The organism is Lelliottia sp. F153 (assembly GCF_002870005.1).
In the GTDB taxonomy this organism is placed as follows: domain Bacteria; phylum Pseudomonadota; class Gammaproteobacteria; order Enterobacterales; family Enterobacteriaceae; genus Enterobacter; species Enterobacter nimipressuralis.
This window is the reverse complement of record NZ_PKFT01000001.1, coordinates 417,075-429,109: the sequence shown is the minus strand read 5'-3', so window position 1 is coordinate 429,109 and position 12,035 is coordinate 417,075. Positions and strand designations below refer to the sequence as shown.

The window sequence follows — 12,035 nt, the reverse complement described above, 5'->3', positions numbered from 1 at the left end:
CTCCTCGTCCGTTTGCTTGCAAAACGATTTCGTTAAAGTAATGGGGTGAAGAAGTCTACAGGACCAAATCGTGGCAAAAACACTTTTACGCAGCGGCAATCTCGATGATTTTCAGGCCGTTGGCGGCGGCGGACAGGCCGTATTTGAATCAGCACTACAAATCCGTGAAGCGCTGCGTCTGCGCAAACAGCAGACGATCGTCGATTGTCTGGCGATCCCGCAGGTGAACGACGGCGGCGACCGTGTCGACTGGTATTCACCGGTGGACGGTGACGTTCTGGGCTGGAATGCCGCCGATGAAGACGCACGTTTTCGCGCCCTGCGCTATCTGGAGAACACCATCTCAAGCGTCGAATCGCTGAGCAAAAAAAGCCTCCAGTCGCCTAAAACCGCACAACAGCTGTTTGGTTCCCTGCTTTCAAAAGCATTCCAGTTCCCCGGCGAAAATTTCCTGTTCCTCGTCGACGGCAAGCCGGTTATCGCGTTCTGGGGTTTTGTGAACCTCAATGAAAACGCGCGCGAGGATGTTCTGGATTGCCTGCGTGAATCCCTCAAGCCTGAGCCGATGCCTGCGCCAGTTGAAGAGCCTGAGCCTGAAGAACCCGCTCCGGCGATTGTGTTTGAGCAAGCCGACGCGCCACTCATCGCACCACCGCCAGTCGTTCGTGTGACGGAAGACGACCTCTACTCCGCTGAGCCTGCGCCCGTGGTGATGCCTGAAGTGTCTGCGCCCGCAGTACCTGCGCCTGTGGTTGTAGGCAAAAAACGCCGCGTTCCGCTCTGGTCTCTGCCTGTGGCGGCCGTGATTGTCGCGGCCATCGCAACTCCGCTGCTGTGGCCGAAACAGGCGCCTTCGGCCGAGCCTGTCGCAACGCCTGCTCCGACACCGATTGCTATTGCCCCGAAACCGGTAAAACCGGCGGTCGAGATGGCGATGAACCTGCCGCTGCATCAGGCCGAAATTCTGCCGGTTAAAGCCGCAGAACCTGCACCTGCCCCGGTCGCAGAACCGGTGATAATTTCCGCGATCCCAAAAGATGCCATGGTGATGGACGCCGTTCAGGTAAAAACCGGCTCAACGAAATTCCTCAACGGCACCTGGCGCGCCATGCTGGACGTGAAAGATCCGATCACCGGGAAAGCACCGTCACTGCGTTATCAAATTCAGAACAACAAGGGAACCGCTCGCGTGGTTCAGGGCGATAACGTTATTTGTCGAAGCGACATTTTCTCGGGCCTTCACAGCAACGGCGAACTGATGATTAAGAGCCGTGGCAATGCCCGCTGCACGGACGGTTCGCGCTACCCGATGCCGGAAATCGCCTGTAAAGCCGGGACTAACGACGTGGCGGAGTGTACTGCCCGTTATGATGCCAAAACCGTCGTTCCGCTGACGTTCAAGAAAGCAGGTGCCTGATCCTATGCTGGTAAATCTTTGCGACTACAAACAAAGCGTCACGCTGATTGCGAACAGCGGCGTACAGTTTCTTGATTTTGGCCTGACGCCACAGGACACGGCAAGTCTGGGCCGTTTCGTGCGTAAAACCGCCAATGGCCCTTTGCTGCGCCTTAATTACGATCTGGTCAATGGCCGCTACACCCTGCCCGCTGCACGCGGCGGTCAGCCTGAAGTGGTGAAACCGGAAAGCACGTTTACCCTGCATCAGTCCCTGGCGGTGCTGGATGGCGTCTGGCTTCCGGTGCCTTTTTTACGCTTTAATCCGCCGCGTACCTTTGTCGACGGCCCGGATAACTGGGCGCGCGCACAGGTGCGTAAGCTTGAGACGCCGGACAGCGCGGGTAACACTCACCGTGTGACCTTCGCGCTCGACAGCCAGATAGCCGATCACGCCACGCCGGGCCTGTCACCGGTCGAAAACGATATTCTGAACGGCACCCGTTTTGCGCTGGCCTGGCGCGACGACGAAGTGCTAAGTTTTCTCGATCAAACCTGGATTGACGGCTGGCTGCGCGAGGCATTCAGCGGCTACGCCACCAGCGTCGAAAACCGCTCCGAGCGCGACCTGCACCAGGCGATGCGCGGCTTTGAATATCAGGTCCACTGGCTCAACCTGATGACTATGCTGGGCGAGCAGATCACCGTTCCGGAAGTGAAATTTGTTACTCACACCCTGAGTACGCCCGCCATTCCGGTCGATTTGATCCTCGATGTCGGCAACACCCACACTTGCGGGGTGATCATTGAAGATCACGGCGATGCCAATGACGGCTTACGCCAGACCGCCGAACTGCAGGTGCGATCCTTAAGCGAACCGCAGTTCCTGAATGAGCCGCTGTTTACCAGCCGCCTTGAATTTTCTGAAGCCCGCTTTGGCAAGCAGCACTTCTCCGTTGAAAGTGGCCGCGAGGATGCGTTTGTCTGGCCTTCTATCGTGCGCGTGGGCGATGAAGCGCGCAAACTGGCGATGCAGCGTCTGGGCACTGAGGGCAACAGCGGGATCTCCAGCCCGCGTCGCTATCTGTGGGATGAAACCCCGACGGTTCAGGACTGGCGCTTTAGCAGCATGAATGCCAAAACCCAGCGCGAACCGCTGGCAACCGCCTTCCCGCTGATGAACCTGATGAACGATGACGGCCAGCCGCTGTTCACCCTGCCGCCGGATGAACGTCTGCCGGTCTTCTCGCCGCAGTACAGCCGCAGCACGCTGATGACGCACATGCTGTGCGAACTCCTCGCTCAGGCTCTCGGCCAGATCAACAGCGTCGCCACGCGTCTGCGTTTGGGCTTCCCCGCCTCGCCTCGCCAGTTGCGTACCCTGATCCTGACCTTGCCCTCCGCCATGCCTAAACAGGAGCGCGAGATTTTCCGCCGCCGCATGTTTGAAGCCATCGCTATCGTCTGGAAAGCGATGGGCTGGCACCCGCAGGATGACGATTTTGCCAGCCGCAAGCAGCAGGATAAGAGCGTGGTTCCGGTTCCCGCCATCCAGATGGAGTGGGACGAAGCCAGCTGCGGACAGCTCGTGTGGCTGTACAACGAAGCCATTTCCCATTTCGGCGGCCAGACAGAGGCGTTCTTCGCCTCTCTCGCCCGTCCGGACCGCGAAGTGGAGCCAGGCGCACAGCCTGGACGCTCGCTGCGCGTGGCCTCCATCGATATTGGCGGTGGCACTACTGATATGGCAATTACCCACTATCAGCTGGATGACGGCTCTGGCAACAACGTCAAAATCACCCCGCAGCTGCTGTTCCGCGAAGGATTTAAAGTCGCGGGCGACGACACGCTGCTGGACGTTATCCAGCGCTACGTCCTGCCCGCCCTGCAAACGCAGCTGCAAAAATCCGGTATCGCCGACGCCTCTCTGCTGATGGCTTCGCTGTTTGGCGACTCCGGGCGCATTGATACTCAGGCAGTGCTGCGCCAGCAGACGGCGCTGCAGCTGTTTATGCCGATTGGACACGGGATCCTCGCCGCCTGGGAGAGCAGCGATATCGACGATCCGCTGGCGGGTTTACACGCAACCTTCGGCGATCTGCTAAAACAGCAGCCGACCCGCAACGTGATGAACTATCTGCAACAGGCGATCGACCACGCGCTGCCAGCCGGTTCGGCACCGTTCGATCTGTTTGCGGTTCCGCTGCATGTCAACTTCCAGGAAATGCAGGACGCGATGCTGGCGGGCCAGTTTACGCTGGCCGCTCCGCTGCATGCCGTGTGTGAAGCGATTTCCCATTATGCCTGCGATATTTTGCTGATCACCGGGCGCCCTGGCTGTCTGCCTGGAGTGCAGGCGCTGATTCGCCACCTCCAGCCGGTGCCGGTCAACCGCATCGTCTGGCTGGATAAATACCGCGTACATGAGTGGTATCCGTTTAGCCAGCAGGGCCGTATCGGTAATCCAAAATCTACGGCAGCCGTCGGCGCGATGCTGTGCAGCCTCGCCCTGGACCTGCGTTTACCGCGCTTTAATTTCAAAGCTGCCGACATCGGTGCCTACTCTACCGTGCGTTATCTCGGCGTGCTGGATAATTCGGTCAACACGCTGCGCGAAGAGAACGTCTGGTATCAGGACATCGACCTCGATAAGCCGGGCGCGAAGCTGGATGCGCGACTGCACTTCCCGCTACGCGGTAACGTGACGCTCGGCTTCCGTCAGTTGGCTAACGCCCGCTGGCCCGCCACTCCGCTCTATACGCTAAGTATTAACTCAGCAGAGCTGGCAAAAGCCATCGCCGGAGACGGCGTGCTGAACGTTCGCTTGCAGCTGCGTGGCGGTACGAAACACGAAGGCCCGGAGTCGTTTGAGCTGAGCGACGCCTGGCTCCAGGACGGGACACCGGTGCCGCCTGACGCCTTAACGTTTAAACTGAATACCCTGGCCGACCGCCGCCATAGCGGAAGCCACTACTGGATCGACAGCGGGAGCGTATATCTCAAATGACAGCGATGACTGCCACCTCTCAGGCGTTAATCGAGTGGATCAACGACACGCGCCTGCATGCCCCGATGCTGGATAACGATGCTGACGCCCTGCTGGCCCGCCTCACCTGCGCGCAGGCACGCGGACAGGCGCTTGACCGCGCCCTGACCGGACACAGCAGCATTGGCCTTTACGGCCATTCGCAGGCAGCCAAAGCGCACCTGCTGGCGTCACTGTGCGGCAGCGGAAATGGTCGGCTGGATGTTTCTCCCGGCCAGCGCACCTTTGACTATTTTTCCCATATCAACCCCGGCCACGCCCTGACCAACATGGCCGTGCGTTTCACGCCGCGCTCCAGCGATGCCAGCGACGATGCTTTCCCGCTGCGCCTGAGCCTGGTCACGGAAGCCGAGCTGGTCCAACTGTTTATTGCGCGTACCACGCTGCATACGCTGATTCGCCCGGTAGAAAAATCGGTGATTGAAGCGCGCGTCGAAAAATGGCGTGCCCTGCGCCAGCCGCAAGGCGTTCCGGGGATTACCGCCCAGGAAGTGGCGACCATTGCCCGCTACTGGCGCAGCACCGTTCCCGCGTCTGAACAGCAGATGGACGATAGCCTGTGGCATCAGTTTGCGCAGCTGATCCCCTCCCTCGATTTAAGCACTCGCGCCAGCGTCTGGTCGCTGCTGTGGGGTGAGCAGCAGGAACTGACCCAACAGTGGCTGAAACTGGCCCACGTGCTGCATCAGACCAGCCACGCCCGCCAGTTGGCGGCACCGCTGAGTTTGCTGGTCGATAATTTCGGCCTGCCCAGCGAAGGGTTCCTCACTCGCGCAGAATTCACCGCGCCGGACGCACAGGAAGCCGTGCTGCACCCGCTGAATAATGGCGAGATGTTGAATGCCATTAGCATTCCCGTCGATGTGCTGGCATTCCTGACACGCGAACTGGTTCTACCCGCTGAAAACGGCGTGCTGGATAACGTCGATATCATTGATATTCCCGCACCATCGGAGACGGATCTCTCGCCGCTTGCAGAAGCCAAATGCACATGGCTGCTGGAGCATTATCGCCAGCAGATGCAGCCCGACGTGCTGGTGATTTGCAACGCTACCGCCCGCCACGAGCAAACGGCAAAAACGGCGAAAACCTTGCTGAACTGGGTAAAAGATACCCAGACGACGGAAGAGTCCGCCCTGCCTGGCCTGGTATGGGCCATTACGCCGCACGACGCGCGTTTCCTCACCAAACAGAATCTGGATGAGGCGGTGCAGCACCTGCTCGGCAAACCGGGCCAGCGCTGGGGAACGTTACAGGCTCTCGACACGCACAGCATGCAGCGCGTGGTGGAGTGGCTGTCGCAGGCGACGCTTGCCACACAACGCCAGTCTCGCCTGCAAGCGTTGAAGAACACTCAGCAACGCGAGCTTCGTGCATTGATGCAAAGCTATCTCGCGCCGATGGCCGTTGAGCCTGATGCACTACGCACTCAGGCTGAAGCGATGGTGCGCACGCTACAATCCAGCGCGGCCCGCCATGGTGAATTGCTTGAAGGGCTGCTGCCACCGCTGAAAGCCTTCGAAACGCTGCTTACCGTGCAGCAGCCCCGCGAAGAGCAGGTTAACGGTTTGTTCACCGACGCGATTGATCTCTTTGCCGACAACGCTGGCGAAGGCCATGAGGTCTTCCAGACCAAAGATAAAGCGCGTCTGGCGCATCGTGTCTGGATCAACCATCTGCGCCAGTGGAGCCGTAACGAAGCCGCCGCGAACAGGCTGGGGCTTGACGTTGCTGCACTCCCCCAGATTGCCGATACGCTGGTGATCAGTAGCTACCGCCTGAATCTGCCGCAACAGTTACAGCGCATCGTAGAAGCCGATAAAAGCAGTGCCGCACAGCTGCATGCGGCCATCGGTAACTTCATCGGCTGGCTGGGCTACGCTGAAACACCTGCGGCGACTCGCCCCGCAAGCCGCGTGCGTAAAGGCCAGGCCATCTTCGTGACGCCTGTCGTCAGCAGCGCAACGCCAAGACTGACGCAACTGGGTGAGCAGCCGGTTCACGCCGCCACGGTGTACGTGTACGACTGGCTGGTCGCGCTTTATACCCGCGCGATTGAGAACATTGGCTATCAGCACCCGCATGATATCCAGCCAGCCGCACGTCAGGCGTTACAATCGATATTGCGTTAACCCTAATGACAGCCTGCAAAGGCGCGGGCTGTCACTCTTCTGAGACACAATCCGAAAGCGCGCGCGCCAGCGCGGAAGGATTTTCCCACGACATGGAATGCCCGGCGGCAGGGATCATCAGAATCTGGACACCCTGCTGACGCATCTCTTCGGCCTCGGCGTCTGGCAGCGAGAGCTCGCCAAACAGCAGCGTGACCGGACATTTCAGCGCCAAGAAGCGTGCGCTCCAGTCAGGGGTAACGCCCGCAACCAGAGACGCGGCACCGCGCCAGACGGCATAAGGTGCATTACTGCGCAGACACCCCGCCCACGCAGACGCTTCGGCGGCAAGCATAGTGTGATAGCCACGTTCAATAAATGAGGCCTCACTCTGCGCGGCAATCCCGCGACTAAACATGCCTCCTCCCGCATGGAAATTGGGTTCAGAGACAATCAGCCCGCGAATTCGGTTTTCGGTAAGACAGGCGGTTTCGATAGCGATGCTGCCGCCCATGCTATGGCCATAGAGCCAGAATGCGTCAATATTGAGATGGTTCAGAAGTTCGACAACGACCTTCGCCTGATCGCTGGTGCGATAGAGAAAGTGTTCAGGTTTGTCGCTATAGCCACTGCCGGGAAGGTCGATAAGAATGGCCCGACGCGCACCAAACTGCGGGTCGCAGACGACGCGGGGATATTCATACGAAGAGGCGCAGCCGAGGCCGTGAATAAAGACCACGGGATCGCCAGAACCAGGGAGGTCCTGCCAGCGCACATTGCAGCAGGCTTGCTGCGAGTAAAAACTGTTCATAAGCACTCCTTTGTTGATGCACTGTGTATTTATACAGTCACCTGTAGCGGAATGCTATTTTGTCTTTAAATTTTGGAAGCGTGCTTCAGAAAAGTGAGATTAACAGTGCCACAGGAAAGCTCATCGGCCAGGTCGACCCCACCAGAAACGCGCTCAGAAACCGAATGCGTTTACGGTCTTTCGACAGGAACCAGGTAATCAGGGCGCAAATCGCTGCCATGACTGCGTAAAACACCAACATCTTTTGATATAGCGTCATTCTGTGCACTCGATCTATAAAATAACCGCGCGCAATATGCGTCATATATTGATACAGATCAAGTTTTAATGTTACAGATTAACCACTAAAATCACATGGTTAATAATAATGAAGTATTTCGTAGACGTTAATTCCCCGCCTGAGTTACCCCTTTTCCTACCCCTTTAAAGTTGCATCTTGTATGCACATTTTGCACAATGATTGTGCCCGATAAGTGGTGTAATAACAGCAGGCTTAAGAGGGAGAAACTATGTTACGCATTCCGCAGAGTTGTATTCATACCCGTTCCACCCCTTTCTGGAACAAGGACACCGCCCCTGCTGGCATTTTCCAGCGCCATCTTGATAAAGGCACGCGACCGGGCGTTTATCCCCGTTTGTCGGTAAGTCAGGGAGCGATACGTTACTTAGGTTATGCCGACGAGTTCACGCCGGTCCCTGACAGCGAACTCATCATCAAGGCTGGCCATTTCGGCGTGTTTCCGCCTGAAAAATGGCATCACATTGAAACGATGACTGACGATACGATTTTTAACGTCGATTTCTTTGTTGAACCGGAAGTTTTGAAATCTCTTTGAGCATTTAAACGCCCGTAAGGAACTTATTATGCTACGTATTCCTGAAAATTTTGTTCACACCCGCGCCACTCCATTCTGGAACAAAGACTCCGCACCGAAGGCCCTGTTCACCCATCACAACACCAAAGCGGGTGTGTATGGCCGCCTGTCTGTTATGCAGGGCGCGGTGAAATATTTTGGATTCCCGGATGCGCAAGCCACTGAACCCGATCTTGAACTGATTATCGAAGCGGGTTCTTTTGGCATTTCGCCACCGCAAAAATGGCACCGCATTGAGCTTCTGTCCGACGATACCTACTTCAGTATTGATTTCTTCGCCGATCCGCAGGCAAATCTTGAAGGCGCGGGCCTGGGAAAAGTCGTTAATACACATAAGGGGTAAGAAGATGGGCAAGGCAACGTATACCGTCACCGTCACGAATAACAGCAACGGCGTATCGGTCGATTACGAGACACAGGCCCCAATGGAGCTGTTAATTCCCGATGTCGCCGCCGATGTTGTGAAAGATTTGGTCAATACCGTGCGCGCTTATGACACGGAAAATGAGCATGATGTCTGTGGCTGGTAGACACTGCCGGGTGGCGGTAACGCCTGACCCGGCAACGATTTTAGCCCGGTAAGCGCAGCGCTACCGGGCGTTAAGCAGCGCTAGTGTTTAATCATGACGTGCCTGACCACGGTGTAATCCTCCAGGCCATACACCGACATATCTTTGCCGTAACCGGATAGTTTCATGCCGCCGTGCGGCATTTCACTGACCAGCATGAAATGGGTATTCACCCAGGTGCAGCCGTATTGCAGCTGAGCGCTGAGTCGATGCGCGCGGCCCACGTCTTTCGTCCAGACCGATGACGCCAGACCATACTGCGAGTCATTGGCCCAGGCCAGAACTTCCTCTTCATCGCTGAACTCCGTCATGCTGACCACTGGGCCAAACACTTCGCGCTGGACGATGGCGTCTTCCTGTTTTGCTCCCGCCAGCAGCGTGGGCTGGAAGTAATACCCTGCGCCGTCCACTTTATTGCCCCCGGTCACCACGTTGACGTGCCCAAGCGCTTTGGCTGCATCCACCGCCTGGCAAACCCGCGCCAGATGCGCCGCAGAACTGAGCGGCCCCAGTTCGGTGGATTCATCATCCGGCGCGCCGGTTTTCAGCGTGGCCACTGCCGCACCGAGCTTTTCGACAAGAGCGTTGTAAATGCCTTTTTGCGCGTATATCCGACATGCGGCGGTACAGTCCTGGCCCGCGTTATAGAAACCGAAGGTCCGCACGCCCTCGACAACCGCGTCGAGGTCAGCATCGTCAAAGACGATGACAGGCGCTTTACCGCCCAGCTCCATGTGGGTGCGTTTAATCGACGATGCCGTGTGGCCGATTATGTGCTCGCCGGTGGCAATCGAACCGGTCAGGGAGACCATGCGTACTTTTTCATGCCCCGTCAGCGGGTCGCCAACGGTTTTGCCGCGACCGAACAATACATTTAATACCCCTGCCGGGAAGATCCCTTTCGCCAGTTCCCCCAGCTTGAGCGCGGTCAGCGGCGTGATTTCTGAAGGTTTGATCACCACGCAGTTTCCGGCGGCCAGCGCCGGAGCCAGCTTCCACGCCGCCATCATCAGGGGATAGTTCCACGGCGCGATGGACGCCACTACGCCCACCGGATCGCGGCGAATCATGGAAGTATGACCGTCGAGGTACTCTCCCGCCGCCAGTCCATTCAGCGTACGAGCGGCACCGGCAAAGAAACGGAACACATCCACGACTGCGGGGATTTCGTCGTTGATGACACAGTGCAGCGGCTTGCCACAGTTTTGCGATTCGAGGCGCGCGAATGTGTCGGCATGTTCCTCAATCATATCGGCCAGTTTCAGCAGGCATTCGGAACGCGCTTTCGGCGTGGTTCGGCCCCATTGTGAAAAGGCGCGGTCAGCGGCTCGCACGGCAGCATCGACCTGTGCAGCGGACGCTTCGGCGATCTCCAGCAGTACCTCGCCCGTGGCAGGATTGTAAACCGGCTGGTTTTCGCCTTCGCCGGTGACCAGTTCACCATTAATCAGCAGTTGAGTTTGCATAGCATTGTCCTGTTGAAATCAACGTTATTTCCCGCTTTCGACAACATTTTCGTTGTCGCGGGTTAGCCACCAGGCCCCCAGAATCGGAATGGTCGTTACCAGCATCACCAGCAGCGCGACCACGTTGGTGACGGGCACATCACGCGGGCGTCCAAGCTGATTGAGTAACCACAGCGGTAACGTACGCTCATGTCCCGCCGTAAATGTCGTGACGATGATTTCGTCGAACGACAGTGCAAACGCCAGCATTCCTCCCGCCAGCAGTGCAGAGCTTAAATTCGGCAACACGACGTAGCGGAAGGTTTGCCAGCCGTCGGCACCTAAATCCATCGACGCTTCGACCAGGCTCCACGAGGTGCGCCGGAAGCGAGCGATGACGTTGTTGAACACCACCACCACGCAGAAGGTCGCGTGGCCGGTAACGATGGTGAAAAAGCCCGGCTCGAGATTGATGGTTTTAAACGCCGTCAGTAGCGCCAGACCGGTGATGATCCCCGGAAGCGCAATCGGCAACAGAAGCAGCAGCGAGATGGCGTTTTTGCCGAAAAACTCGCTGCGCCAGAGTGCCGCCGCCGCAAGGATCCCCAGCACCAGCGCAATGGCCGTGGAGAGCGACGCGATCTGAAGTGACAACGTCACTGAATCGATAATATCGCTTCTTGATGCCGCCACGCTAAACCACTTCAGAGTCAGCCCTTTCGGCGGGAAGCTGAACGCCGCATCTTCCGTATTAAAAGCATAGATGGCGATAATCAGAAGTGGGAAGTGGAGGAAGATCACCCCGCCCCAGGCCGCCAGTTTCAGGAACACGTTCGCGCGTTCAGAGTGCATCGAACGCTCCCAGACGTTTCACGAACGCCAGATAGAGTGAGATAAGCACAATCGGCACTAAGGTGAACGCCGCCGCCATCGGCATGTTGCCGATCGCCCCCTGCTGCGCATAGACCATGTTGCCAATGAAATAACCCGGCGGGCCGACCAGCTGCGGCACGATAAAATCGCCCAGCGTTAGCGAGAAGGTAAAAATCGAACCGGCCGCAATGCCAGGAATAGCCAGCGGCAGCACCACGTAGCGGAAAGTCTGGCGCGGGCGCGCGCCCAGATCGGCTGACGCCTGTAACAGCGAGGGCGGCAGGCGTTCCAGCGCCGCCTGGACGGGCAGGATCATAAACGGCAACCAGATATAGACAAAGACGAGGAAGCGCCCCAGGCCGGACGTCGACAGCGTGTTACCGCCAATCGCTGGCAGCGTCAGCACTGACATCAGCAGCGGCTCCAGCCCCATATAACCGAGAAACCACTGCGCGACGCCATCTTTTGCCAGCAATAGCGTCCACGCGTAGGCCTTAACGATGTAGCTCGCCCACATCGGCAGCATCACCGCGATATAGAAAAAAGCTTTCCATTTTCCGCGCGTGTAGCGCGCCATGTACCACGCCATCGGAAAGGCCAGAATCGCGCTGGCAATCGTGACGGCAATGGCCATCAACAAGGTGCGCAGGATGATGTCGTAATTGGCAGGGTTGAAAAGCGCCAGTATGTTCGCAAAGGTCAGATCCGGCGTCACCGACATGGTGAAATCGTCGAAGGTGTAGAAACCTTGCCACAGCAGGGTCAGCAGCGAGCCGAGATAGACAATCCCGAACCACATCAGTGGCCCAAGCAGGAGCAGGAACAGCCCGAGCGACGGTTTACGCCAGAGCAGCGTCGTGATCCGGCTGACCGGGCCACGGGAGGACGGTGCAGGAGAAACGCTCATGT

The 12,035-nt window shown here is 57.8% G+C and carries 11 protein-coding genes; 6 read left to right on the top strand and 5 right to left on the bottom strand.

Annotated elements, in window-relative coordinates; all coding sequences use genetic code 11:
• Positions 1-70 precede the first annotated feature (70 nt).
• The 3 genes from F153LOC_RS02030 to F153LOC_RS02020 are packed head-to-tail and all read left to right on the top strand — an operon-like array spanning position 71 to position 6,574.
• Complete coding sequence (locus F153LOC_RS02030) at positions 71-1,417, top strand: SrfA family protein (protein WP_102103797.1); 1,347 nt, start codon at positions 71-73, stop codon at positions 1,415-1,417.
• 4 nt (positions 1,418-1,421) lie between these two features.
• Positions 1,422-4,403, top strand: a complete 2,982-nt coding sequence (locus tag F153LOC_RS02025; protein ID WP_102103798.1) for a virulence factor SrfB — start codon at positions 1,422-1,424, stop codon at positions 4,401-4,403.
• Complete coding sequence (locus F153LOC_RS02020; RefSeq protein WP_102103799.1) at positions 4,400-6,574, top strand: virulence factor SrfC family protein; 2,175 nt, start codon at positions 4,400-4,402, stop codon at positions 6,572-6,574. Before F153LOC_RS02025 ends, F153LOC_RS02020 begins: the two co-directional genes overlap by 4 nt.
• A gap of 31 nt (positions 6,575-6,605) precedes the next feature.
• On the opposite strand, the gene F153LOC_RS02015 is transcribed toward F153LOC_RS02020, so the two are convergent.
• Together F153LOC_RS02015 and F153LOC_RS02010 are read right to left on the bottom strand one after the other, a co-directional pair.
• A complete protein-coding gene (locus F153LOC_RS02015) occupies positions 6,606-7,364 on the bottom strand; it encodes an alpha/beta fold hydrolase (protein ID WP_102103800.1) in 759 nt (252 codons plus the stop codon).
• A gap of 85 nt (positions 7,365-7,449) precedes the next feature.
• Positions 7,450-7,623 carry a GhoT/OrtT family toxin gene (locus tag F153LOC_RS02010; RefSeq protein WP_095284283.1) on the bottom strand — a complete coding sequence of 58 codons (174 nt, stop codon included), beginning with the start codon at positions 7,621-7,623 and terminating at the stop codon, positions 7,450-7,452.
• 250 nt (positions 7,624-7,873) lie between these two features.
• Here F153LOC_RS02010 and F153LOC_RS02005 point away from each other — a divergent pair, with 250 nt between their 5' ends.
• Genes F153LOC_RS02005 through F153LOC_RS01995 form a run of 3 tightly spaced genes read left to right on the top strand, consistent with a single transcriptional unit; the run spans position 7,874 to position 8,769 of the window.
• A complete protein-coding gene (locus F153LOC_RS02005; RefSeq protein ID WP_100780036.1) occupies positions 7,874-8,200 on the top strand; it encodes a DUF1971 domain-containing protein in 327 nt (108 codons plus the stop codon).
• Positions 8,201-8,228: 28 nt separating this feature from the next.
• Positions 8,229-8,582: a DUF1971 domain-containing protein gene (locus F153LOC_RS02000; RefSeq protein ID WP_102103801.1), complete on the top strand. Its 354-nt coding sequence runs from the start codon at positions 8,229-8,231 to the stop codon at positions 8,580-8,582.
• Positions 8,583-8,586: 4 nt separating this feature from the next.
• Entirely contained in the window at positions 8,587-8,769 is a 183-nt protein-coding gene (locus tag F153LOC_RS01995; RefSeq protein WP_095282123.1) for a DUF1869 domain-containing protein, read from the top strand.
• Between the two features lie 80 nt (positions 8,770-8,849).
• Here the strand turns inward: F153LOC_RS01995 and patD are convergent, their stop codons facing one another.
• From patD to F153LOC_RS01980, 3 genes are read right to left on the bottom strand one after another with little or no spacing between them, the layout of a single operon-like run.
• Positions 8,850-10,274, bottom strand: a complete 1,425-nt coding sequence (gene patD, locus F153LOC_RS01990) for an aminobutyraldehyde dehydrogenase (protein WP_102103802.1) — start codon at positions 10,272-10,274, stop codon at positions 8,850-8,852.
• A 24-nt stretch (positions 10,275-10,298) separates the two neighbouring features.
• Entirely contained in the window at positions 10,299-11,105 is an 807-nt protein-coding gene (locus tag F153LOC_RS01985) for an ABC transporter permease (protein WP_102103803.1), read from the bottom strand.
• Positions 11,095-12,033 carry an ABC transporter permease gene (locus F153LOC_RS01980; protein ID WP_369804784.1) on the bottom strand — a complete coding sequence of 313 codons (939 nt, stop codon included), beginning with the start codon at positions 12,031-12,033 and terminating at the stop codon, positions 11,095-11,097. The genes F153LOC_RS01985 and F153LOC_RS01980 overlap by 11 nt, the downstream gene beginning before the upstream one ends.
• Positions 12,034-12,035: the final 2 nt, after the last annotated feature.